Source organism: Azospirillum thiophilum, assembly GCF_001305595.1.
GTDB classification, from domain to species: Bacteria; Pseudomonadota; Alphaproteobacteria; order Azospirillales; family Azospirillaceae; genus Azospirillum; species Azospirillum thiophilum.
Genome location: NZ_CP012404.1, coordinates 663868 through 687528, shown reverse-complemented (window position 1 = coordinate 687528; position 23661 = coordinate 663868). Strand labels below are relative to the sequence as shown.

17 protein-coding genes and 1 pseudogene are annotated in these 23661 nt (G+C 68.6%); 1 reads left to right on the top strand and 17 read right to left on the bottom strand.

The annotated features are described in order from the left end of the window. The 12 genes and pseudogenes from AL072_RS25850 to AL072_RS25795 form a co-directional block, all read right to left on the bottom strand. On the bottom strand, positions 1-579 hold the full coding sequence (locus AL072_RS25850; protein WP_045583797.1) for an RNA polymerase sigma factor: 579 nt from the start codon (positions 577-579) through the stop codon (positions 1-3). A gap of 217 nt (positions 580-796) precedes the next feature. Next, positions 797-3886: pseudogene (locus AL072_RS25845) on the bottom strand (efflux RND transporter permease subunit); the annotation flags it as partial. Positions 3887-3891: 5 nt separating this feature from the next. Further along, positions 3892-7068 (bottom strand): multidrug efflux RND transporter permease subunit, encoded by a 3177-nt coding sequence (locus tag AL072_RS25840; RefSeq protein ID WP_045583799.1) that lies wholly within the window; start codon positions 7066-7068, stop codon positions 3892-3894. After that, positions 7065-8417 carry an efflux RND transporter periplasmic adaptor subunit gene (locus AL072_RS25835; RefSeq protein WP_045583800.1) on the bottom strand — a complete coding sequence of 451 codons (1353 nt, stop codon included), beginning with the start codon at positions 8415-8417 and terminating at the stop codon, positions 7065-7067. The genes AL072_RS25840 and AL072_RS25835 overlap by 4 nt, the downstream gene beginning before the upstream one ends. Positions 8418-8626: 209 nt before the next feature. Beyond that, the gene (locus AL072_RS25830; protein WP_045584010.1) at positions 8627-10117 is read right to left on the bottom strand and encodes a CoA-binding protein; all 1491 of its coding nucleotides are present in this window, start codon (positions 10115-10117) and stop codon (positions 8627-8629) included. Further along, positions 10117-10839 carry an acetate--CoA ligase family protein gene (locus AL072_RS25825; RefSeq protein ID WP_045583801.1) on the bottom strand — a complete coding sequence of 241 codons (723 nt, stop codon included), beginning with the start codon at positions 10837-10839 and terminating at the stop codon, positions 10117-10119. The genes AL072_RS25830 and AL072_RS25825 overlap by 1 nt, the downstream gene beginning before the upstream one ends. 35 nt (positions 10840-10874) lie before the next feature. Next, a complete protein-coding gene (gene accC, locus AL072_RS25820) occupies positions 10875-12245 on the bottom strand; it encodes an acetyl-CoA carboxylase biotin carboxylase subunit (RefSeq protein WP_200909919.1) in 1371 nt (456 codons plus the stop codon). Between the two features lie 157 nt (positions 12246-12402). Then, positions 12403-13215 carry a GntR family transcriptional regulator gene (locus tag AL072_RS25815; protein WP_200909918.1) on the bottom strand — a complete coding sequence of 271 codons (813 nt, stop codon included), beginning with the start codon at positions 13213-13215 and terminating at the stop codon, positions 12403-12405. Between the two features lie 72 nt (positions 13216-13287). Next, positions 13288-14796 carry a carboxylase gene (locus AL072_RS25810; RefSeq protein WP_045583802.1) on the bottom strand — a complete coding sequence of 503 codons (1509 nt, stop codon included), beginning with the start codon at positions 14794-14796 and terminating at the stop codon, positions 13288-13290. Then, positions 14793-15338: an acetyl-CoA carboxylase biotin carboxyl carrier protein gene (locus AL072_RS25805; protein ID WP_052710187.1), complete on the bottom strand. Its 546-nt coding sequence runs from the start codon at positions 15336-15338 to the stop codon at positions 14793-14795. Before AL072_RS25805 ends, AL072_RS25810 begins: the two co-directional genes overlap by 4 nt. A 48-nt stretch (positions 15339-15386) precedes the next feature. Beyond that, entirely contained in the window at positions 15387-16742 is a 1356-nt protein-coding gene (locus tag AL072_RS25800) for an MmgE/PrpD family protein (RefSeq protein WP_045583803.1), read from the bottom strand. Between the two features lie 60 nt (positions 16743-16802). Then, positions 16803-17684, bottom strand: a complete 882-nt coding sequence (locus AL072_RS25795) for an amidohydrolase family protein (RefSeq protein ID WP_200909917.1) — start codon at positions 17682-17684, stop codon at positions 16803-16805. Positions 17685-17983: 299 nt separating this feature from the next. Here AL072_RS25795 and AL072_RS25790 point away from each other — a divergent pair, with 299 nt between their 5' ends. Beyond that, complete coding sequence (locus AL072_RS25790; RefSeq protein ID WP_045583804.1) at positions 17984-18802, top strand: N-acyl homoserine lactonase family protein; 819 nt, start codon at positions 17984-17986, stop codon at positions 18800-18802. A 53-nt stretch (positions 18803-18855) separates the two neighbouring features. Here the strand turns inward: AL072_RS25790 and AL072_RS25785 are convergent, their stop codons facing one another. The 5 genes from AL072_RS25785 to AL072_RS25765 all read right to left on the bottom strand — a co-directional run bounded on the left by AL072_RS25785 (position 18856) and on the right by AL072_RS25765 (position 23661). Further along, positions 18856-20142, bottom strand: coding sequence for a TRAP transporter large permease (locus tag AL072_RS25785; RefSeq protein WP_045583805.1), 1287 nt, complete (start codon positions 20140-20142; stop codon positions 18856-18858). A 15-nt stretch (positions 20143-20157) separates the two neighbouring features. Beyond that, positions 20158-20808: a TRAP transporter small permease gene (locus tag AL072_RS25780; protein ID WP_200909916.1), complete on the bottom strand. Its 651-nt coding sequence runs from the start codon at positions 20806-20808 to the stop codon at positions 20158-20160. Positions 20809-20871: 63 nt separating this feature from the next. Continuing rightward, positions 20872-22101 carry a TRAP transporter substrate-binding protein gene (locus AL072_RS25775; RefSeq protein ID WP_200909915.1) on the bottom strand — a complete coding sequence of 410 codons (1230 nt, stop codon included), beginning with the start codon at positions 22099-22101 and terminating at the stop codon, positions 20872-20874. 257 nt (positions 22102-22358) lie between these two features. Continuing rightward, positions 22359-23414 carry an SDR family oxidoreductase gene (locus tag AL072_RS25770; RefSeq protein ID WP_045583806.1) on the bottom strand — a complete coding sequence of 352 codons (1056 nt, stop codon included), beginning with the start codon at positions 23412-23414 and terminating at the stop codon, positions 22359-22361. Between the two features lie 25 nt (positions 23415-23439). Then, the gene (locus AL072_RS25765) at positions 23440-23661 is read right to left on the bottom strand and encodes a biotin/lipoyl-binding carrier protein (protein WP_045583807.1); all 222 of its coding nucleotides are present in this window, start codon (positions 23659-23661) and stop codon (positions 23440-23442) included.

The following is a 23661-nucleotide window of genomic DNA, read 5'->3' as shown; positions in this document are numbered from 1 at the left end:
TCACGGGACGTCTCCGCCGGCAAGCGCGGTCTTCAGCGCGGCGCGGGCGCGGGCGAGCAGCGAGGCGAAGGCGCTTTCGCCCATCGCCAGCACCTCGGCGGCCTGCCGCAGGCTCAGCCCCTCCTGGTGGAACAGCACCACCGCGGCGCGTTGGCGGTCGGGCAATGCGGCCAGCGCCCGGTTGACTCTGAGCGCGGTCTGGCGCTCGGCGATGCGGGCGACGATGTCGGGCGCCTCGTCGGGCAGGTCGCCGGCCTCCTCCAGCGGCGACCAGCCGGGACGGCGGCCGCGGTCGATGGCGAGGTTCATCACGATGCGGTAGAGCCAGGTGGTGAAGGCGGCCCGCCCGCCGTCCCAGCGGCCGGCATGCTGCCAGACCCGCAGGAACGCCTCCTGCGCGATCTCGTCGGCGTCGGACGGGTTGCCGGTCATCCGCTGGGCGAGCGCCACGGCGCGGCGCATGTGGCGGGCGGCCAGCCGGTCGAAGGCGCCGGCGTCGCCGCCGGCAACCCGCCCCATCAGCGCGTCGTCGCCCTCACCGTCGCTGTCGCTGGCCTCGATCACCGGGGGTCCGCTCATGCCGTGGGCCAGAACTATGCCCAACAGGGTGGAGAGGCGCCAGGGGGACGAAGTCCCCCTCTCCCCCCCGGGGTGAGGGGGATGCATGGTGTGGCTATCCCGAGAATCCTCGCCGCGCCACCCCCTCACCCCAACCCTCTCCCCGGGGGGGAGAGGGGATCCCGAGGGGATGATGGAAATCCTGAGGATTACGGAAAGCACACCCATGTGCCGCCTCCTATTCCGCCGGGGCGGCGATGGCGCCGCGGCGGTTGCGCCGCAGGGCCAGCCGCTCCAGCGTCAGATAGACCACCGGCGTGGTGTAGAGCGTCAGCAGCTGGCTCACCAGCAGGCCGCCGATGATGGCGATGCCGAGCGGACGGCGGATCTCGCCGCCGGTGCCATAGTCGAAGGCCAGCGGCACGGCGCCCAGCAATGCTGCCATCGTCGTCATCATGATCGGGCGGAAGCGGACCAGACCGGCCTCGCGGATCGCCTCCAGCGGCGACAGGCCGCGCGTCCGCTCCGCCTCCAGCGCGAAGTCGATCATCATGATCGCGTTCTTCTTGACGATGCCGATCAGCAGCACGATGCCGATCAGCGCCACGATCGACAGGTCGTAGCCGGTCAGGATCAGCGCGATCAGCGCCCCCAGCCCGGCCGACGGCAGGGTCGACAGGATGGTCAGCGGGTGGATCAGGCTTTCGTACAGCACGCCCAGCACGATGTAGATGGTGATCAGCGCCGCCAGGATCAGCAGCGGCTGGCTGGATGCGGATTGCTGGAAGGCCTTGGCATCGCCCTGGAAGCCGGCGCGGATGCCGGCGGGCATGCCGATGTCCTCCGCCGCGCGCTGGATCACCTCCGTCGCCTGGGACAGCGAGACGCCGGGCGCGAGGTCGAAGGTCAGGTTGGCGACCGGGAAGCCGCTCTGGTGCTGGATGCTGGAGGCGTCGTTGACGATGGCGACGCGCGCCACCGCCGACAGCGGCACCATGCCGCCGCTTCCCGCCACATGGATGCGCTTCAGGTCGTCGGGGCCGAGCGCCTCGCTGGGGTCGACCTCCAGCACGACCTTGTGCTGGTTCTGCGCCAGATACATGGTCGAGACCTGCCGCTGGCCGAAGGCATCGTACAGGACCGCCTCCAGCCCGCTCAGCGACACGCCGAGGCGCGAGGCGGCGTCGCGGTCGACGATCAGGTCGGCCTTGATGCCGCCGTTCTGGCGGTCGTTGGCGACGTCGACCAGCTCCGGCAGGGTGCGCATCTTGTCGACCAGCTTGGGCGCCCATTCGTTCAGCGCGCCGATGTCGGCGTCCTGCAGGCTGTAGCGGTACTGGCTGCGCCCCTGGAAGCCGCCGGAGCGGATGTCCTGCACCGGCATCAGGTACAGCTGCACCCCCGGCACCCGGCCGGCGCGCTGGCGCAACCGCTGGGTGACGGTGGCGAGGTCGTCGCGCTCGGCCTTCGGCTTCAGCGCGATGTTGATCTGGCCGGAATAGCTGCCGCCCGGCCCGCCGCCGCCGATGGTGCCGCCGACGCTGGCGACCGCCGGGTCGCCGGCCACCGCCTCCTGCAGCGCGCGCTGGCGCGTCACCATCGCCTTGAAGGAGATGTCGGGCGGCGGGTCGCTGAACCCCATCAGCAGGCCGGTGTCCTGCTGCGGCACGAAGCCCTTCGGCACCTGCCCGTAGAGCCAGACGCTGACGCCGATGATGGCAAAGGTGGCCACCAGCATGGTGCGGCGGTGGACCAGCACCCAGTCCAGCCCGTCGGCATAGAGGCCGAACAGCCGGTCGCCGATCCAGGCGAGCGCGCGGGCGAGCCGTCCGGGGGGCTTGCGCTCCGCCTCCGGTTCCAGCAGGTGGGCGCACATCATCGGGGTCAGCGTCAGCGACACCACCGCCGACACCGCGATGGCGACCGACAGCACCACGGCGAATTCGCGGAACAGCCGGCCCTGGATGCCGCCCATGAACAGGATGGGGATGAAGACGGCGATCAGGGACAGGCTGATCGACACCACGGTGAAGGCGACCTGCCGCGCCCCCGTCACCGCCGCCTCGAAGGGCCTGGCGCCCTTCTCGATGTGGCGGACGATGTTCTCGATGACGACGATGGCGTCGTCGACCACGAAGCCGACCGAGATGGTCAGCGCCATCAGCGAGAAATTGTCCAGGCTGTAGCCGGCGATCCACATCACCCCGAAGGTGCCGGCCAGCGACAGGGGCACCGAGGCCGCCGGGATGACCGTGGCCCACAGCCGGCGCAGGAACAGCGCCATCACCATCACCACCAGCGCCACCGTGACCGCCAGCGTCTTCTGCACGTCGTCGATGGAGGCGCGGATGGTCGGCGTGCGGTCGGTGCGCACCGACAGGACGACCCCCGGCGGCATCCAGCCGCGGAGCGTCGGCAGCTCGGCGTTCACCAGATCCACCGTGTCGACCACGTTGGATCCCGGCTGCTTCTGGATGTTGATCAGGACGGCGCGCTGGCCGTCCTGCCAGGCGGCGGTCCGGCTGTTCTCCGGCGCCTCGACCACCTCGGCGACGTCGCCCAGCCGGACGGTGGCGCCGTTCTTCTCGGTCACGATCAGCCGGCGGTAGGAGTCTGCGCCGAACAGCTGGTCGCTGGCGCCGATCGACCAGGACTCATGGAGGCCGTCGAAGCTGCCCTTCGGCCCGTTGGCATTGGCCTGCGAGATGACGCTGCGGACCGTCTCCAGGCTGACGCCCATGTTGGCGGCGGCGGCGGCGTTGACCCGCACCCGCACCGCCGTCTTCTCCGCCCCGTTGATGGAAACCTGGGCCACCCCCTCGATCTGGCTCAACCGCTGGCCGATGATGGTATCGGCCAGATTGAACAGCTCGGCCGGGGCCAGCGTGGCCGACGTCATCGCCAGCGTCATCACCGGCGCGTCGGCCGGATTGATGCGCCTCATCCTGGGCGGGCTCGGCAGGTCGGCCGGCAGGTCGCCGCCGGCCGCGTTGATGGCGGCCTGGACGTCGCGCGACGCCGCCTCGACATCGCGGTCGAGGTCGAACTGCACGACGACCGAGGTGCTGCCGAGCTTGCTGTTCGAGGTCATCTCCGACACGCCGGCGATGCGGGACAGCCGCCGTTCCAAGGGCGTGGCGACCGAGGCCGCCATCGTCTCCGGGCTGGCGCCGGGAAGGGACGCGGTGACGACGATGGTCGGGAACTCCACCTGCGGCAGCGGTGCCACCGGCAGGAAGCGGTAGGCGACCATGCCGAGGATCATCAGCCCGACCATCAGCAGCGAGGTGCCGACCGGGCGCTGGATGAAGGGGGTGGAGAGCGACATCGCCGTCACTCCGCCGCGGCTTGGCCCGGCGAACTGCCGGGGGAGCTGTCCGGCGTGCTGCCGGGCGAGCGGTCGTTGCCCGGCAGCGCCGCCGCCTTGCGTCCGGGGCGCAGCCAGCGGCCCAGCCGGTTGCCCAGCCGGTCCATGTAGAGATAGACGACCGGCGTGGTGTAGAGCGTCAGCACCTGGCTCAGCACCAGCCCGCCGACGATGGCGATGCCCATCGGCCGGCGCAGCTCCGATCCGGTGCCGGTTTCCAGCGCCAGCGGCAGGGCGCCCAGCAGGGCCGCCATCGTCGTCATCATGATCGGGCGGAAGCGCAGCAGCGACGCCTCGTAGATCGAGCGTTCCGGCGCCATGCCCTGGTGGCGCTCGGCCTCCAGCGCGAAGTCGATCATCATGATCGCGTTCTTCTTGACGATGCCGATCAGCAGCACGATGCCGACCAGCGCGATCAGCGACAGGTCGTGCCCGGTCGCCATCAGCGCCAGCAGCGCGCCGATGCCGGCGGACGGCAGGGTCGACAGGATGGTGATCGGGTGGATCGTGCTCTCGTACAGCACGCCCAGCACGATGTAGACGGCGACCACCGCCGCCAGGATCAGCCAGGGCTGGGTGTCCAGCGACTGGCGGAACTCCGCCGCGGTGCCGGCGAAGCGGGCGGTCGCGGTGGCCGGCATGCCGATGCCGTCACGCGCCTGCTGGATCGCCGTCACCGCCGCCCCCAGCGAGACGCCGGGCGCCACGTTGAAGGAGAGGGTGACGGAGGGGAACTGGCCCTGGTGGGTGATGACGAGCGGGGCGGTCCGGCGCTCCACCGACACCACCGCGCCCAGGGGCACGACGCCTCCGCCGCTGCTCTTCACATAGATCTTGGACAGGGAGGACGGATCCATCTGGAAGGACGGCTCGACCTCCAGGATCACCCGGTACTGGTTGGTCTGGGTGTAGATGGTCGAGACCTGGCGCTGGCCGAAGGCGTCATAGAGGGTGTCGTCGATGGCCTGGGGCAGGACGTGCAGGCGGCTGGCGGCGTCGCGGTCGATGGTGAGGTAGACCTGCAGCCCGTCCGGCTGCTGGTCGGTGGCGACGTCGGTCAGCTCCGGCCTTGCCCGCAGGGCGTCGAGCAGGCGCGGGGTCCAGCGCTCCAGCTCCTGCGGGTCGGCGTCCTGCAACACGTACTGGTACTGGGTGCGGCTGACCCGGCTGTCGATCTGCACGTCCTGCACCGCCTGCATGAACAGCGAGACGCCCTTCAGGCCGGAGGTGGCGTCGCGCAGCCGGGCGATGATCTCCTCCGCCGAGGCGCCGCGCTCGCCGCGCGGCTTCAGCGAGATGGTCAGGCTGCCGGTGTTGGTGGTGGCGTTCACCGTGCCGGTGCCGACGAAGCTCGCCACCCCGGCGACGTCGGGATCGCGCCGCACGATGTCGGCGACCTCGCGCTGGCGCTCCGCCATCGCCTTGACCGAGATGGAGGGGGCGGCGTCGGTCACGCCGACGATGACGCCGGTGTCCTGCTGCGGCAGGAAGCCCTTGGGCATGACGTCGTAGAGATAGAGCGTCGCCACCAGCGTGGCGATGGTGACGGCCAGCGTCGCCGGCTGGTGGCGCAGCACGACGCGCAGCGACGCGGCGTAGCCGTTCAGGAGGGCGTCGAAACCGCGCTCGGTCCAGCGGAACAGGGCGTTGGGCTTGCTTTCGGTTTCCGGTTTCAGCAGGCGGGCGCACATCATCGGCGTCAGCGTCAGCGAGATCACCGCCGACACCAGCACGGCGATGGACAGCGTGATGGCGAATTCGCGGAACAGCCGGCCGACCACCCCGCCCATGAACAGCAGCGGGATGAACACCGCGATCAGCGACAGGGTCAGCGAAACGACCGTGAAGCCGATCTGGCGGGCGCCCTTGAGGGCGGCCTGCAGCGGCTTCTCGCCTTTCTCGATGTGGCGGACGATGTTCTCGATCATCACGATGGCGTCGTCGACGACGAAGCCCGACGCGATTGTCAGCGCCATCAACGACAAATTGTCCAGGCTGAAGCCGCACAGCGCCATGATGCCGAAGGTGCCGATCAGCGACAGCGGCAGCGCCGCCGCCGGGATCACCGTCGCCCACGCCTTGCGCAGGAACAGGAAGATCACCAGCACCACCAGCCCGGCGGTCAGCACCAGCGTCTTCTGCACGTCGACCACCGAGGCGCGGATGGTCTCGGTCCGGTCGGTCAGCACCGCCATCTGGATCTGCGGCGGCAGCGTCGACTGGAGCGACGGCAGCAGCGCGCGGATGCGGTCGACCGTGTCGATGATGTTGGCGCCGGGCTGGCGCAGCACGTTCAGCAGCACCGCCGGCTTGCCGTCGTGCCACGCCGCCAGCCGGGTGTTCTCCACCGAATCGACCACGGTGCCGATGTCGCTCAGCCGCACCGGCCCGCCGTTCTTGTAGGTGACGATGATCGGGCGGTAGGCGGCGGCGGTCTCGATCTGGTCGTTGACGCCGATCGACCAGGATTGGCGCGGCCCATCGAAGCTGCCCTTCGGCGCGTTGACGTTGGCCTGGGTGATGGTGGTCCGCACATCCTCCAGCGTCAGCCCGAGCCCGGCGACGGCGGCCGGGTTGACCTGCACGCGCACGGCGGGGCGCAGGCCGCCCTCGATCCCGACATAGCCGACGCCCTCGACCTGGGACAGCTTCTGCGCCAGCAGCGTGTCGGCGGCGTCGCTGACAGTCTCCAGCCGCAGGGAGTCCGAACTCAGCGCCAGCACCATGACCGGCGTGTCGGCCGGGTTGACCTTGTCGTAGACTGGCGGATTGGGCAGCCCCTTGGGCAGCGTGCCGGACGCCGCGCTGATCGCCGACTGCACGTCCTGCGAGGCGGCGTCGATGTCGCGGGTCAGGTCGAACTGCAGGGTGATGACCGACAGCCCGAAGGAGCTGGTCGAGATCATCGAGGAGATGCCGGCGATCTGGCCGAGCTGGCGTTCCAGCGGCGCGGTGACGGAGGACGCCATCACGTCGGGCGCCGCCCCCGGCAACTGGGTGGTGACGCGCACCGTCGGGAAATCGACCGTCGGCAGCGACGAGATCGGCAGCGCGCTGTAGCCGAGCAGGCCGAGCAGCACGACCGCCAGCATCAGCAGCCCGGTGGCGACCGGCCGCAGGATGAAGGGGGCGGAGATGTTCATGAGGGCTGCCGCCCGTCGCGCGGGCCGGCGGTGCCCGGAGAGGCGCCGTCATGCGGCTGCCGCTCGCGCCTACGCTCCTCGCGCGCGGCGGGGGCGTTGTCCGGCGTGGCGGCGGGGGCGGTGAGGGGGGCGGGGGTGGAGGCCGCTCCGGCCGGTGCCGCCGAGGCGATGGGCTCGACGATCCGCACCTTGGAGCCGGGCTGCAGCCGGTACTGGCCGTCCACCACCACGCGCTCGCCGGGGGTCAGCCCCTCGTCGACGATCGCCTTGTTCTCCTCCTGGCGGGCGACCCTGATCGGGCGCTGTTCGACCGTCAGGTCGTCCTTGAGGACATAGGCGTAGGTACCCTGCGGCCCGCGCTGCACCACCGTCGCCGGCACCGTGGTGGCGCCGCGGCGGATGGCGGACAGCAGGCGGACATTGACGAACTGGCCCGGCCACAGCTTCTGCGGGTCGTTGGGCATCTCGGCCTTGAGGCGGATGGTGCCGGTGCCGCTGTCGATCAGATTGTCCACCACCGCCAGCTTGCCGGTGTCGAGCACGCGCCGGCCCTCGCGATCCTGCGCCTCGACCTTGACCGGGCCGTCGGCCTGGGCGGCGAGAATCGCCTGAAGCTGCTTCTCAGGCAGGGTGAAGATGACGGCGATGGGCTGGATCTGGGTGATGGTGGCGATGCCGTTCTGGTCGCTGGCCCGCACCACGTTGCCCTGGTCGACGGCGCGCAGGCCGATGCGGCCGCTGATCGGCGCGGTGACGGCGGTGTAGTTCAGCTGGACCTGCACCGCCTCGATCGCCGCCTCGTCGGCGCGGATCTGCGCCTCGTACTGGGCGACCAGCGCGCGCTGGGTATCCACGGTCTGGCGCGACGCGAACTCCTTCAGGTTCATGTTGCGCTCCAGGTCGCGCCGCGCGTTGGCGAGCAGCGCCTCGTCCTGCGCCTTTTTCGCCTCCGCCTGGGCGAGCTGGGCCTGGAGCGGGCGGGAATCGATGGTCGCCAGCAGGTCACCGGCCTTGACCAGCTGCCCCTCCTGGAGCGAGACGCGTTGCAGCTCGCCGTCGACGCGGGCGCGCACGGTGACGCTGTTGAAGGCCTGGACCGTGCCGATGCCGTCGAACCAGATCGGCACGTCCTCACGCGCCACGGTGCCGGCCTGCACCGCCACCACGGCGCCGCGCCCGCTCCCCGGTCCCCCCGGAGGAGCGCCGGGCGGGCCGGGCGGCGGGCCGCCGGCACCGGCAGCATGGGGAACCGCCGGGGCGGTCAGCTTGTGCTGGACCGCGTAACCGACGCCGCCGACCAGACCGGCGAGAATCACACCGGTCACCACCGGCTTCCAACGAATCGTCATGACTGTCCCGACGCTTGTCCGGACGGCCGCAGGGCCGCCCCGCTCTGTCTGTCTGCTCCGTGATACGGGGCGGCGCCGCAGATTCGTCGGGGGACCGTGCCGATTTTTTCCCGCGCCGACATACGTCGACCGGTATTGGCGTTCCAACCGCGGGCGACCGGCTCGGCGGTGATCCCGAGCACCCGATACCGGGTCGAGAACCGGTCGGTCTACGGTGCGGCGCTGCGTCGGGACACCGTCCGCCCGCCGATTTGTCCGTCAAGGCCGGCGCGGAACGCTTCCACCAGCCGCAACCCGGCGAGCGACGCCGCCGCCGAAGCCAGCTCGTCGAAGATGGGTATCCCTGCGGCGACGGCGCGCGCGCGATAGTCGCGCTTCTTCTCCTCGACGTCCGGTTCGCCGTCGGAGCGCAGCACCAGCGCCAGATGCGGCGCGAAGCCGTCGGCCTTGGCACGAAGCGCGGCGTCGACCAGATTGCCGAGCATGTCGACATGCCTGAAGCTCAACACCACCGTCATGTTGATGTGCACGACCAGCGCGTCCAGCGCACCGCTGCCGCCGACCACGTCGAGGATGCGGGGAAACAGCCGCCCCTCGTCCTTCTGAAGCGCGCCGGCCGGCGTGTCGATCGGGTTGCGTACGCTGGATCCGGCGGGCAGCTCCAACGCCGTCAACGCCGCCACGATGTCGTCGGGCAGGCGCGGCACGTCGAACCCGGCACGGCTGAAGGCGTCGCTGCCGAGCACGCTGGTGCCGCCGCCATTGCCGAACAGCACGACCCGCCGGGTCGGCACCGCCGCCGGCGTCAGGCATTGGAAGACCAGCAGCGTGTCGAGGAAGGCATCCAGCGTGTCGGCCAGCACCGCGCCGGTCTGCCGCGCCAGCGCCACCCAGGCGTGGTCGCTGCCGACCAGCGACCCGGTGTGGGATGCCGCCGCCGCACGGCCCTGGTCGGTGCGCCCGCCCTTCAGGATGACGACCGGCTTGGTGCTGTTCGCGCGCAGCGTCTCGAACAGCCGGCGCCCGTCCCTCACCCCCTCGACATAGAGGCCGATGACGTCGGTGTCGTCGCTCTCGGCGAAATACTGCACGATCTCGGCCGCGCTGACGTCCGCGCAGTTGCCGACGGTGACGAGGCCGCTGAAGCGCAGCCCCCGGCCGCGCCCCCGGCGCAGGATGTCGATGCCCAGCCCGCCGCTTTGGCAGACGATTCCGATCCGACCCGGTTCGGGGCCGGTCCGTTCGGTGAAGGTCACGCGGGCGCGGGGCGAATGGACGCCGAGGCAATTGGGGCCGACGACGCGGATTCCCGCTTCGCGCGCCGCCGCGACCAGCCTGTCCTCCATCGCCTGCCCGCCATCGATTTCGCCGAAGCCGCTGGACATCACCTGGGCGACGCGCAGCTTGCCCCGGCCCGAGGCCAGAACCCCCGGCACCGCGTCGGCGGCGACGGCGACATAGGCATAATCGACGGGTTCGTCCAGATCGGCCAGGGAGCGGATGGCCGGCAGATCCTCGATGCGCTCGGCCGAGGGATGGACCGGCAGGATCCGCCCCTGGTAGCCGAACGCCTTCAGATGGCGGATGAAGCGGTTGCCGCCCGACACCGACGACGCCGACGCGCCGACCACGGCGATGGAGCGGGGATGGAACAGCGGGCGGAAGCTCTCGAGAGCCGATGTGTTCGCGAAGGGGGGCATCACGCGCTCCATGAAGCGTCGGCGGGTCGTAGGATGAAGCGGGCATCCGCCGCGAAGGCACCCCGCGGCGTGGCGATCAGCGGGTTGATGTCGAGTTCGGCGAGGGCGTCGGCGTGGCTCATCAGCAGCCCGTCCGGGCCGCCGATCCGCATCAGCGCGTCCAGGACGGCGTCGGTGTCGACCGGCGGACGCCCGCGCGCGCCGCGCAGCAGCGGCGCCCCCTTCAACTCGTCCAGCATCTCGACGGCGTCGCGGCGGGTGATCGGGCAAATGCGGAAGGAGACGTCCTTCAGCACCTCGATGAAGATGCCGCCAAGCCCGACCATCACCATCGGGCCGAATTGCGGATCGGTCAGCCCGCCGATCACCAGTTCCTGGCCGGGCGGCACCATCTCCTCCAGCAGCCAGCGGTCGGCGCTCAGGCCGTGCGCGGCGAGCGCTTCGGCCATCGCGTCGAGCGCCGCCGCCGCCTCGTCGGCGTCGCGCAGGCCGAGCCGGACGCCACCGACGTCGCTCTTGTGCAGGATCGCCGAGGAAACGACCTTCAGGACGAAGGGCGGTTCCAGCGCCAGCGCCGCGTCGCGCAGTTCGGCCGAGTCGCGCACGATCCGGTGCCGGGGCACGGCGATCCCATAGGAGGCCAGAATGTCCTTGCCGGTCGCCTCGTCGAGAGAACCGGCGCCGGCCGCGCGGGCGCGGCCGATCTGTTCATGCACGGTCATGCCGTTTCCAATGCTCTGGTGACGAAGGGCGCGCCTTACAGCATGTGCTGCATGGGATGTCCGGCCCACATCGTTTCACGGACGTAACGGGTGTGGACCGCCCCGGCGAGGAACCGGTCGTCGGACAGCAGCCGCTGGTGGAAGCCGATGGTCGTCGGCACGCCCTCCACGCGGGTTTCGGCCAGCGCCCGGCGCATGCGGGCGATGGCTTCCTCGCGGGTGCGGCCCCAGCTGACGATCTTGGCCAGCAGGCTGTCGTAATAGGGCGGCAGGGCGTAGCCGGGGTAGGCGTGGCTGTCGACCCGGATGCCCGGCCCGGCCGGCGCATGGAAGTCCTTCAGCACGCCGGGTTTCGGCAGGAAGCCCTTGTCCGGATCCTCGGCGTTGATCCGGCATTCGATGGCGTGACCCGAGAAGTGGACGTCCTCCTGGCGCAGCGGCAGGATTCCGGTGTCGGCGACGATGATCTGGAGCTTGACCAGATCGAGGCCGGTCACCGCCTCCGTCACCGGATGCTCGACCTGGATGCGGGTGTTCATCTCGATGAAGAAGAACTCCTCGCTGTCGGCGTCGACGATGAATTCCAGGGTGCCGGCGCTGCGGTAGCGCACATGGCGGGCCAGCGCGCAGGCGGATTCGGTGATGCGGCGGCGCAGGTCGCTGGAAATGCCGGGGGACGGGCTTTCCTCGACCAGTTTCTGATGGCGGCGCTGGACGCTGCAATCCCGCTCGCCCATGTGGACGACATGGTCGCCGTCGCCCATCACCTGCACCTCGACGTGACGGACGCGCGGCAGATATTTCTCGATGTAGACGGCGCCGTTGCCGAAGGAGGCGGCGGCCTCGGCCGAGGCGCGTTCCAGCGTGTCGCGCAGGGCGGCTTCGTCGGCCACCACCCGCATGCCGCGCCCGCCGCCGCCGGCCGACGCCTTGATCAGGACCGGGTAGCCGACCTTGCCGGCGATGGCGGCGGCTTCGTCGGCGCCGGACACCGGGTCGGGCGAGCCGGGCGACACCGGGACGCCGGCCTCCACCGCGATGCGCCGCGCCGCCGCCTTGTCGCCCATGGCATCGATCACCGCCGGATTCGGCCCGATGAAGACCAGCCCGCGCTCCTCGCAGGTCCGCGCGAAGCCCGCATTCTCGGACAGGAAGCCGTAGCCGGGATGAACCGCGTCGCAGCCGGTCCGCATCGCCGCGTCGATGAGCGCATCGACGTTCAGATAGCTTTCCGTCGCGGACGGCCCGCCGATGCACACGGAGGCGTCGGCCAGCCGTACGGGAAGCGAATCCTGATCCGCCGAGGAATGGACCTGGACCGCTTCGATGCCGAGATCGCGGCAGGCGCGGATGACGCGCAACGCGATCTCGCCCCGGTTCGCCACCAGGATTCGCCGAATGGGCATGCGTTTCCCCTTTTCGATCGGTTGTTCGGATCGGCGGGCGGGTGCGGCCGGCTGGAAAGCTGCATCGCGCCGCGCCAATACATTTAAATCATATATATGTTTTGGCGGACGGTCAACGAGGCCCCTGTCCGCCGCCGGCGGAGCCCCTGGCCGCCCGTCAGTGCTCTTCGGACGTCAGCGCGTTGTGATACTCGTAGCGGTCGGTGAGCAGCAGCGAACGGCGGCTTTCCACCGGCCGGTCCTCGAAGGTCAGCGCGATGCGGTCGATTTGCAGCAGCGGCGTGCTGAGGGCGACGCCCAACTGCTTGGCCGAGGCCGGATCGGCGGCGACGGCGGACAGACGGTCGAACGCCTTGAGCACGCTGACGTTGAACCGGCTCTGATAGAGTCCGTAGACCGTGGTGTCGCGCGAGACGAAATCGGCCTCGGTCAGTCCGGGAAACATCGCCTGGGCGATCCGGATGTCGTCGATGATGACCGGTTCGCCGCCCAGCAGCAGCAGGTTGCGGATGCGGAAGATCCCGGCGCCCGGCGGGATGCCGAGCCGCGCCGCCGTCTCCGCGTCCGCCGGAACGCCCTGGAAGCCGAGCGTCTGGACGATGGGCACCTCGCGCGTTCCGTCCTTGCGGACGATGTGCCAGAAATAGTTCAGCATCCGCTCCGGACTGAGCGGGGCGAGGAAGGTTCCCCGTCCCTGCTGGCGGATCAGAACGCGTTCCGCCACCAGCTCGTCGATGGCCTTGCGGATGGTGCCGACGCTGACGCCGAAGCGTTCGGAGAGTTGCTTCTCCGTCGGAATCGCGTCGCCGCCGCCGACCTCCCCGGCGCTCAGGATCCGCGTGATGGCGAGCTTCACCTCCTTGTAGAGCGGGCGCGAGCCGTCGGTGCTCATGATCACCGCGCGTTGGGCGCGGCGTCCGGGGCGCTTGGCCGGCGCGGCCCCGATGTCGGAAGGTGGGTCGGTCGTCATCGCGATTCATCAGGTTGAGTGGCCGCACCATAGCGTGGTTGCACCATCATGGGGAGAGCATCCGGCGCGTCGTCACGCCGACCGTGAGAGGCTGAACCGGGACGCCCCCTTTTCCACCTGGAAATGCTTCACCGCCGGGCGGTCGAGCAAGGCGCTCAACAGCCGTTCGAGCGGTTGCCGCAACACCGGCCCGGTCCGCAGCGGTCCGGCGGCGATCATCTCCCCGACCTCGTCGCCCGCGAACATGAAGCGCAGCAGGCGCTCGTCGTCGCTGGCGTTCGGGTATTTCCGCCGCAACTCCGGCAGGGCCGGCGGCAGGGGTTCCGGCGTCAGCGGGATCTTCGGCGACCCGTTGGCGACGATGCGGTCGAGCACGTCGGGCGCCACCGGCGCCAGCAGCCGGCCGAAATGCCCGAGCGCGTACATCTTCACCTCGTCGGGCACCACGCGGTACCGCTCGCCATGGACGACGTTCAGCATCGCCTGCACCGCGATGATCTGCGCGAAAGGCGTCACCATGATCGGCCAGGCCAACTCCTCGCGCACGCGGGCGACCTCGTACAGGATCTCGTCGAAACGGTGCTCCAGCCCGTTCTGGCGAAGCTGGAACCGCCAGTTGGCGAGCATGCCGCCAGGCATCTGGTGGCGGTAATGGAAGGAATCATACTCCATCGGCCGTCCGACCGGGAAACCTTCCTGGGCGGCCAGATCCTCCAGATAGGCGCTGATCTCGTCCACCGCCGGCCGGTCGACCATGGTCTTCCATCCGGCCAGATCCAGGTTGCGCAGGGTTCCCTGCACCGACGGTTGGGCCGGACCGCTGGCGAGCGGCGCGATGGAGGTGTGCAACTGGTCGACGCCCAGGCGCGCCCCTTCCAGATAGACCAGCGGGGCCAGCCCGGTGTTGCAATGGCTGTGCAGCTCCAGCGGGCGCGACCCCATCACCGCCTTCAGCGCCGGGACCAGCGTGCGGATGCGGTCCGGCGTCAGCAGCGCGCCGGAATCCTTGATCATGATCGCGTCGACGTCGGCCTTCTCGATCAGCGCCCGCGCGGTGCGGGCGTAGAGGTCGTCGGTGTGCAGCGGGCTTTCGCAGAAGACCAGGGCGCCGACCGCCCACATCCCCATCCGCTTCGCCTTGCGCAGGCTGAGCACCATGTTGTCGATGTCGAACAGGGCGTCGAGCGTGCCGACGACGCTGAAGCCGTTGGCGCACAGCCGTTCGATCCACAATTCCACGATGTCGTCGGGAACCAGGCTGAAGCCGAGCAGGCTCTTGCTGCGGCAATAGCCGCGCAGCGGGGTGCGCTGGAACTTCGAGCGGAAGAAGCGGGCCTTCTCCCACGGGTCTTCCTTCAGGTAACGGACGCAGACGTCGAACTGCACCGGCGCCATGAAGTCGATCATGGCGAAGTTCGCCCGCTCCATCGCGTCGGCGATCGGCAGCATCATCCCCGCCGTCATGCGGGTGGTCCACAGGCATTGCTGCGCGTCGCGCAGCGTGGTGTCGACGATCTGCACCTCCCCCGCGTCGCGGGCGGCCGGATGCAGGGGGGCGAAGCTGGGCTGGCGGGCGGTCATGACGTCCTCGCGGCGGGGGCGTCGGGGCGGATGGTGACGAGGATCTGGTCCTCCTCGACCATCGCGTTGTGTTCGACCAGGAAGGCCGTCACCGTGCCGCGCACGCCGGCCGGCACCGTGTTGAACAGTTTCATCACCTCGACCAGACACAGGGTGTCGTCCGGTTCGACATGGGTGCCGACCTCGACGAAGGGCGGCTCGCTCGGCGACGGGGTGCGGTAGAAACGGCCGAGCATCGGCGCCCGCACGGCGATCAGCCCCTCATCCGGCTTGGCGGCGGCGGGCGCGGCCCGAGTTGGCGGCGGCGCGGATGGCGCCGGTTGGAGCGCGGCCGGGGCGGCGAAGGGTTGCGGCGTCTCCAGCGCCGGGGCCGCAGCCGCAGCCGCAGCCGGAGACGGGGACGGGGATGGTGACGCGCCGCTGAATTTGCGCATGTGCAGCTTCATGTCGCCGACCTCGATCCGCAGTTCGATGTCGGAGGCGTCGTCGATCAGGCGGAGCATCCGCGTCACGTCGTCGTGGGTGAAATCCGATGCAGGCATGGTGGTCTCGCGACGGTTCTTGTTCGGAGAAGGGAAGCCGGCGCCGGATCAGCGGAAGCCGGGGCGGCTTACGGCGCGCGCCAGGGCGGAAACATCGGCGCAGCGTTCCAGATCGCGCAGGATCGCCAGCGATTCGACGATGGACTCCTCGGCGATGCGCCCTTCGACGCAGCCGCGGTATTTGGGTATCGCCTCGTCGAAGGACAGCAGGTTCGGCGGCTGCCCGCGCGATCCCGGCGGTTCGCGCACGATCACCCGGCCGTCGCGCAGGCGGTAGGTGAGGCGCGGTGTCCAGCCGGTGGGCGCCCAGCCCCAATCCTCGCGAACCACCATGGCGACGCGGCTGCGGAAGTCGCGGACCGCCGGATCCTCGATCCGCTCGCGCGCGAAGCTGGCGGGCAGCACGCGCGGATCCAGAAAGGCGGCGGCGACGGCGTGCGGCAGGCTGAATTGGGCCTGAAGCTCGTCATGCGGTTCCAGATGCTGCACCACCGTCGGGAAGAAGGCGTTGACCTCGACCTCGACCCGTTCGACGTCGGCGGCGGCGATGCCCTCGGACCGCAGTTCCATCGTCGTCTCGATGATGCGCTGAAGGTGATAGCAGCAGGGGAACTCCTTGATGCCGACCTCCAGGATGCGATAGGGGCGGCCCCAATCGGCCAGAATGCGCTCCGGCGCCTCGATCTTGCCGGCGGTGATCATCGCGAAGAGGCCGCGCGGCGCTTCCAGCACGTCCGGCTGGCCGGTGAAGCCGTCGCGGGCCAGCAGCGCGGCGGTCAGCCCGTTCCGCGCCGAAAAGCCCATCTCGACGATGTGGGCCATGGTGCCGGTCTGATAGCCGACGCCGCTCGCCTGCGACGCCGCGATGCTGAGCGCGTTGGCGGTGCGCTCGGCGTCCAGGCCGAACAGCCGGGCCGCCGTCGCGGCGCAGCCGATGGAACCGGCAAGGCTGAGCACCATGTAGCCCAGCCGCCGCGCCTCGCGGCAGGCAAGGCCGATGCGGGCCTGTGTCTCGTAACCGGCGACGAAGGCGGCCAGCACGTCGCGGCCGCTGGAGCCGAGCTGCTCGCCCAGCGCGACCGCGACCGGCACGATGGTGTAGCTCGACACCGCTTCGGGAAAGCTGTCGTCCTCGTATTCGGTGGCGTGGGCGTAGGTGGCGTTGGCGAAGGCCGCCATCTCGACCGGCAAGCGGACGTCCTCGCCGAACACGGTCGCCTCGGGCGTGCCGCCGGCCCGCTTGACGTAGCGGGTGACGATGTCCGAGCCGGTGCAGGTGCCGCCCGCGACCATGGCGCCGAACGCGCTCATGGTCAGCGTCTTGGCGTACGCCACCACCTCGTCCGGGAACGCGTCGATCGTGGAGGCGGCGACGTTGCGGGCGATGCCGCGGGTTATGTCCATGGACAACCATCCTCCGGAGGTGGATGTTTTCAGGGAATGATGGGAATGGCCGGCTGCCGGTCAGGCGTCGATCTTCAGCAGCTTGGCGGCGTTGCCCCAGAGGATCTTCGGAACGATTTCCGGCCGCCAACCCATCTGGAGGAAATCGCTCAGCGATTCCTGGATGTCCTTCACCGGATAGGCGGTGCCGAACAGCGTCCGGTCCTCCAGGAACAGATTGGCGCCCTTCACATAGGTGTCGGCGCCGATCATTCCGGCGGTGGCGGCGTAGAGGTCGGGCGAGACGTAGATGTTGGGGCAGGCCAGCGCCACCACGACCATCTCCTCGGCGTAGGGCCAGGCCGCGTGGGACACGATGAATTTCACGTCGGGATGGCGCTGCGCCGCCCGCTGGATCGACACCGGCCGCGACCATGTGATGTCGTGCCCGGCCAAGGCCGACAGCAGACCGGACAGCGAAATGGATACCGGCAGGTCGAACTCGCGGGCGATCTCGTAGATCGGTTCCAGGCTGGGATCGTCGGCCCAGCGCGGTTCGCGGGCGGAGCCGGGTTCGATGGAGATGCCCTTGATGTTCGCCTCGCCGGCGAATTCGCGGATTTCCGCCAGCCCCTGTTCGATGTCGTCGAGATCGACGCCGAGGAATCCCAGGAAGCGGTTGGGATATTGGGCGACCGCCTCGACGATCTCCTTGTTGGCGACCCCGCCGAGATTGCCGGCACCGGACGAGGCGCGGCCCATCAGCACGCCGTAGCGGATGCCGGCGGACTCCATCTCCTCGAACAGCACGTCCACCGATTCGAGCCAGGCGGAGCGGGCGCCCTTGAAGGTGAAGAAATGCCGGGGATAGTGCATCGCGGTGCGGAACACGCTGCCACGCGTCCAGGCCGGAATCGGCGGGCGCAGGCGCATGTCGAGGATGGGGGGCAGCGAATAGGTCATGGCTTTTTCCTCCACGGCGTCTTGAAACACGGATGTTCTGGGGATGCCCGGCGGAATCGTTTGACGCTCCGCATTGTCAGTGAGGCTAACAGAATCGCCGGGGCGGCGCCACAGAAAGATATATATGATTTATTTGTTTCTTTGGTCCAAAGCCGCTTCATGGAAGCCGGTTTGGCATAGCTCTATGCGGTTTTAGGATTTGCCGGAGACGAAGGGCGGTCGGACACTCCATCACCCGATGATCGGCCGCTGTCCGGCGCGGCATCGAAATCACCAAAAAACAGAATGGGAGGAACGCCATGGCCGACGACGCCATCCACGAGCTGTTCGCGATACGCTACGCCACCCACCCGGAACGGCGGCGCAGCCACAACCGGATGTTCCACGATCCGCACGACGGGCCGGAACCGCTCGACTACTTCGTGTGGCTGGCGCGCGGTCCGAGGCGGACGGTGCTGATCGACGTCGGCTATGGCGAAGCGCTGGCGGCGGAGCGCGGGCATCGCTACCTCGTCAGTCCCGCCGTCACGCTCCGCAAGATGGGGGTGGAGCCGTCGGACATCGACGACGTGATCATCACCCACATGCATTGGGACCATATCGGCGATTTCGCGCCCTACACCAACGCCCGCCTGCATGTGCAGGATTCGGAAATGCACTACGCCTGCGGCAAGTACATGCAGCACGCCCCGGTCCGCCGCGCCTATCGGGTCGAGGATGTGTGCTGCGTGTTGCAGCGGCTGTACCGCGACCAGGTCGTCGTGCATGACGGCGACGCCGAACTGGCCCCCGGTGTCTCGCTGCACCATGTCGGCGGCCACACCATGGGGCTTCAGGTCGTCCGCGTGCGCACCCGCCGGGGGTTGGTGGTGGTGGCGTCGGACGCCTTCCACCTCTACCGCAATCTGGAGGAACAGAATCCCTTTCCCATCCAGCACGACGTCGCGGCCGCGGCGCAGTCCTGGCGGACCATCGAGGCGCTGTCGGGCAGCCGTTCGCGCATCGTCCCCGGCCACGATCCGCTGGTGATGTCGCTCTATCCGCCGGTCGACGGGACGGACGGCATGGCCGTCCGCCTGGACGAGGATCCCCGCGCCCTGGGTGGCGGAGCGGAGTGAGGGGGAGCGGGGCCGCGGCATCGCCGCCGCGGCCCCGCTCCCCGGTGCTCCTGTCATCCGGCGCCGCTGATGGCCGGAAGGAAGGTCGAGAAGGCGGGCACCAGGGCCACCAGACCCCAGGCGATCAGCAGGGCGAACAGGTAGGGCATCACATAGGGAACGATGCGCAGATAGGGAATACCGGTGATGCTGCTCGCCACGAACAGATTCAGCCCGAAGGGCGGCGTGATGAAGCCGATGGCGGCGCCGATGACGAAGACCATGGCGAACTGGATCGGGTCGATCCCCGCCGCGTGCGCGATGGGCGCCAGGATCGGGGCGAGGATGATGGTGATCGGCACGCTTTCCAGGAAACAGCCGGCGATCAGCACAGTTATCATCGAGATGCCAAGGGTGGCGTAGTAGCCCCCGATTCCGCTCAGCAGATTGGCGATGAACGCCTGGGTTCCGATGATCGACAGCAATTGCTGCATGACGATCGACAGGGCGACCAGCGGCACCAGCATGCCGGCGATCTGGCCCGAACGCAGCAGAACGGTCGGCAGCGAGCGCCAGCGGATCTCGCCGGTGACCAGCGTGCCGGCGACGAAGCCGAACACCACCGTCATCGCCGCCGCCTCGGTGGGGGAGAAGATGCCGCTGTAGATGCCGAACAGGACGATGCCGATCGCCATGAATCCGAGATAGGCGCGCAACCCGCTGCGAAGCGAGACGCCCGCCTTGAAGGGCACCACCTCGCCCCAGGAATTCCGCCAGGACACGACGATGCACACCGCCTGCATGGCGAGGATCATCAGCGCGCCGGGAATCAGCCCCGCCATGAACAGGTCGCCGATCGACAGATTCATCAGGAAGCCGTAGATGACGAAGACGATCGAGGGCGGAATGATGATGCCGACCACGCCGCCGGACGCCAGGGTAGCGGCGGAGAAGTTGGCGCCGTATTTGCCGTCCCGCATCTCGCGGTACATGATCGATCCGATGGTCGCCGTCGTCGCGGCGTTGGATCCGGAAATCGCCGCGAACATGCCGCAGGCACCGATGGCCGCCATTCCCAGCCCGCCCCGGACCCAGCTCAGGGTCGAATAGGCGAAGTCGGTCAGGCGTTTGGCGATGCCGGCGGCGTTGATGATGTCGCCGGTCAGGATGAACAGCGGCAAGGCCAGCAGCCCGAAGAAATTGATGCCCTCGAACAGCGTCACGCCCAGATTGGCGAGCGTGAAATCGGTGACGATGCTGACCCACAGCACCCAATGGCCGATGATCAGCACCAGCGGCACGCCCAGCGCGAACAGCCCGACGGCGCTCACGGATATCAGGGCGATCAGGGAACCTTCCATGGCGGGGCTTCTCCCTCACTGATCCAGGGACAGGGAGCCGAGGTTGAACGGCTCCCCACGGCGATAGGCGCGGACGTCCTTCCAGAGATTTTGCAGCGCGCGGAAGATGATGAGCGACCAGCCGATCGGGCTGATCAGATAGAACCACCACTGCATCAGGTCGCTGGTCCCCGGCACGATGGCGAAATTCTCGTGAAGGATGACGACCTGTTCGCTGGTGTAGTAGATCACGACCACGGCGAAGGACACCCACAGCACCGCGTCCAGGATCAGGCAGGCGAACTGCCCGGAGTAGGGCAGGCGCGTGCGGATTTCCGAGAAGGCGAGGTGCGAGCGGGTCTTCACATTGTAGGACGCGCCCAGCCAGGTCAGCCAGATGAACATGTAGATGGCGACGCTGGTGCTCCAGGCGATCTGCGTCTTGAAGACGAACCGCAGCACCACCTGCTCGAACACGATGGCGACCATGGCCACATAGGCGATGTTCATGAAGACCGGTTCGATGTTGTCGTCGAGCCAGGCCAGGGCGCCGCGTCGCGGCTTGGCCTGATCCTTGGCCTGATCCTTGGCAAGGTCCTTGGCCGGTCGGTCGGCCGCCGGGCGGTCCGGCAGCGCTGCGGCTTCGTTGTGCATGTCGTCCATCCCGATGGCCTCGTGGCGCCTCATGGGCGGTGGCTTGCGCGGCGGGGAGCGGCGCGGTGCCGCCGCTCCCGTTCTGCGTCCTCCGGATCAGGCGTTCTGCCACCAGCGGCGTGGAGCGACGTCCTGCGCCGGTGTCTTGCGGGGAATTTCGCGGGCGATCGCGTGGATCTCCTTGAACACGTCCTGCCCGCCGGACCAGCCGTTCAGCCGCTCGCGCCATTGCTCCCACGGTCCCGGAACGAATTCGGGCGAGGCCAGCCGCTCGGCCTTCTCCATTTCCGCATCGGGCAGCATGGCGACGCGGACGCCCATCTTGTGGAAGACGGTTCCCTCGGTCGGCGGGTTGGTGGCGCCGACGACGTTGGTCAGCGCCGCCTCGTGCGCCGCCTGGATGCGCACCTGCGTGATGTAGGCCGCCTCCAGCACCACGCCCTGAAGCTCGGAGCCGAGCTTGTCGAAGCTCTTGGTGCTCATCGCCGCGTGCTCCAGCCCGGCGAACATGCCCAGCTCGACCGCCTGCGACACCACCGGCGTCATGTTGAAGGCGACCACGGCCGACGACCATGTCTCGGCCCCGTCGATCAACCCCTGCTTCAGCCCGTCGAGCGTCTCTTCCCAGGCGACGGGGACGGGATTCAGCCCCAGCAATTCCATGGTGATGCGGCCAAGCTGCGTGCCGGTGACACGGTTCTTGGTTCCCTGGAGTTCGGCGAGCGAGGAGATCGTCGGCCGGTCCTTGTATTTCAGCCCCATCATGAGGCCGCGCGCCTCGAACATGGTGAAGAGGAACTGGATGCCATGGCGCTTGCGCAACGGCTCGCGCAGCAGGGCCTCGCTCTTGGGGTGGTAGAAGAAATGGTAGAAGGCCGCCCGCGACGGGAACAGATAGGCGAAGTCGAGCACATTGTAATAGGGGGCCCCGCCCGCCGCGTTCTGCGTCGCCGAGGTGAAGATGTCGATGATGCCCTGCTGTGTCTTCTTCACGCAGTCGAGTTCGTTGCAGATCTGGTTGTTGCCGATGAACTCGACACGGATGGCGCCGTTGCTCAGCGCCTCGACCTCGCGAATGAAATCGAGACAGCCGACATGGACGATGCGCAACGCCTCCGGGTTGTAACCGGCGCCGCCGTAGCGGAACTGGAATTTCGCGGGAGTCGCGTTGCGCTTGGCCTGTGTCTGTTCCGCCGCCCGCGCCAGGGCCGGCGCACCGACGACACCGGCCATGCCGGAGGCCGCCAGCAGCGTGGACGTCGCACCGAAGCGCCCCATGATGCCCATCAGATCGCGCCGGTTGATTCCCGCCAATTGTTTCATCATCGATTTTCCTCCCTATGGGGCGGATGCGTGCCTCGCCGGGAGCATCCTGCCATTGGCTGTCCGCCGGCCCCCGTTGCGGAGGCTATCCTGCGGCGAAGGTGGTTCTGGACCCACAGCGCGCATATGATAGTATGACATACAAACAAACAGCAAGAAACATATTCAGTAAATAAAGCATTATAATGCGATCGGCATAGAATATAGGCGCAACTGTGGCGTATTCCTGATCATGTATATTTTAAAATCACGATATATGATTATGGGATAATCCTATTGTCTCGCAGTTCTTGAAGTTTCTGAAGATAGAGCTGTTCGCTGTCGATGCATTCATGAAAGCCCGAGTCACGCAGGCGCAGCAGCGAGGACACGTTGTCGTAATCGCTGCCGAACACGAAATCGCCCCACGCCCAATCGACGAGCGTTTCCATGGCGTGGGGCGCAAGCGTGTGGACGCGGGTCATCCGCTGCCACAGGGAAGACTTGTCGGCCATGATCCGGGCCAGCGACAGCGGACGCACCCGGCCCTGGGGCACGCCGAAGAAGCCGGCCAGCCGGGGCCACAGGTTGGCCCAGCGGAAAAGATCGCCGTTGGTCACGTTGAAGGCCTGGTTGGCGCAGCGCGGCGTCACGGCGACATGCTCCATCGCCCGTGCCAGCAGGCCCGGATCGGTGACCTGATAGAGCGCCTCGAAGCAGCCGGGCTTTCCGGGGAAATCCAGCGGCAGTCCCAGCTCCCGGCACATCGAGCCGTAGAGCGCGACGACGAGAAGCTGGTTCATCGGGCTGCCCAGCGAGAAGGTCAGGGGCGCCTGGGGCCGCACCGCCGACCATGTCCATTCCCGGCCGCGCTGCCGCGCCGCGAGAGCATCCTGTTGATCGTAATAGAAGTTCGGCGGGATGTGACGCGGGTCATCCTCCCGCGCCGGCGTGCGGTAGGGACCGAGATGGCTGCCGTACCATTTCTGCCCATGCACCAGTTGGACATGACGGAGGCCGGCGGCCTCGGAGTCCAGCGCATCCATCAGGTTGGTCAGCATGGGCAGATTCACCGCCACCTCGGCGGCCGGCGTCGGGGCCTTGGCGTAGGCGGTGTAGAAGACATGGGTGACGTCGCGCTGCCCGGCGATCGCGCGGCGGCAATCCGCGGGATCGAGCAGATCGAGCGGCAGCCACGCCGCACCGGTGTCGCGGAGCGGCGGCTTGCGCGATGCGGCGACCACGTCCCAGTCTTCGGCCGAAACGAGATGGTCGAGCACCGCGCCGCCGACGATGCCGGTCGCGCCGACGATCAAGGCCTTGCGTGTTCCGCCCATGGTTGCGCTCCCCATGCCCTCCGCGTCAAACCTCCAGGACGGCGACGACCTGGCCTTCGCGGATCGCGTCGCCCTCCTGCACCAGGATCCGGGCGATCCGTCCCGATTCGGAGGCGGCGAGCGGGATTTCCATCTTCATGGATTCCAGGATCATCAGGGATTGGTCTTCGTCCACGGCGTCGCCTTCCTTCAGAAGCACGCGCCAGACGGAGCCGGTGACGTCGCTGCGCAGTTCGATTTCGGACAT

Coding starts and splice junctions, on each gene's coding strand:
- AL072_RS25850 (WP_045583797.1), bottom strand. CDS start 579: ATGAGCGGACCCCCGGTGATCGAGGCCAGCGACAGCGACGGTGAGGGC.
- AL072_RS25840 (WP_045583799.1), bottom strand. CDS start 7,068: ATGAACATCTCCGCCCCCTTCATCCTGCGGCCGGTCGCCACCGGGCTG.
- AL072_RS25835 (WP_045583800.1), bottom strand. CDS start 8,417: ATGACGATTCGTTGGAAGCCGGTGGTGACCGGTGTGATTCTCGCCGGT.
- AL072_RS25830 (WP_045584010.1), bottom strand. CDS start 10,117: ATGCCCCCCTTCGCGAACACATCGGCTCTCGAGAGCTTCCGCCCGCTG.
- AL072_RS25825 (WP_045583801.1), bottom strand. CDS start 10,839: ATGACCGTGCATGAACAGATCGGCCGCGCCCGCGCGGCCGGCGCCGGT.
- accC (WP_200909919.1), bottom strand. CDS start 12,245: ATGCCCATTCGGCGAATCCTGGTGGCGAACCGGGGCGAGATCGCGTTG.
- AL072_RS25815 (WP_200909918.1), bottom strand. CDS start 13,215: ATGACGACCGACCCACCTTCCGACATCGGGGCCGCGCCGGCCAAGCGC.
- AL072_RS25810 (WP_045583802.1), bottom strand. CDS start 14,796: ATGACCGCCCGCCAGCCCAGCTTCGCCCCCCTGCATCCGGCCGCCCGC.
- AL072_RS25805 (WP_052710187.1), bottom strand. CDS start 15,338: ATGCCTGCATCGGATTTCACCCACGACGACGTGACGCGGATGCTCCGC.
- AL072_RS25800 (WP_045583803.1), bottom strand. CDS start 16,742: ATGGACATAACCCGCGGCATCGCCCGCAACGTCGCCGCCTCCACGATC.
- AL072_RS25795 (WP_200909917.1), bottom strand. CDS start 17,684: ATGACCTATTCGCTGCCCCCCATCCTCGACATGCGCCTGCGCCCGCCG.
- AL072_RS25790 (WP_045583804.1), top strand. CDS start 17,984: ATGGCCGACGACGCCATCCACGAGCTGTTCGCGATACGCTACGCCACC.
- AL072_RS25785 (WP_045583805.1), bottom strand. CDS start 20,142: ATGGAAGGTTCCCTGATCGCCCTGATATCCGTGAGCGCCGTCGGGCTG.
- AL072_RS25780 (WP_200909916.1), bottom strand. CDS start 20,808: ATGAGGCGCCACGAGGCCATCGGGATGGACGACATGCACAACGAAGCC.
- AL072_RS25775 (WP_200909915.1), bottom strand. CDS start 22,101: ATGATGAAACAATTGGCGGGAATCAACCGGCGCGATCTGATGGGCATC.
- AL072_RS25770 (WP_045583806.1), bottom strand. CDS start 23,414: ATGGGCGGAACACGCAAGGCCTTGATCGTCGGCGCGACCGGCATCGTC.
- AL072_RS25765 (WP_045583807.1), bottom strand. CDS start 23,661: ATGTCCGAAATCGAACTGCGCAGCGACGTCACCGGCTCCGTCTGGCGC.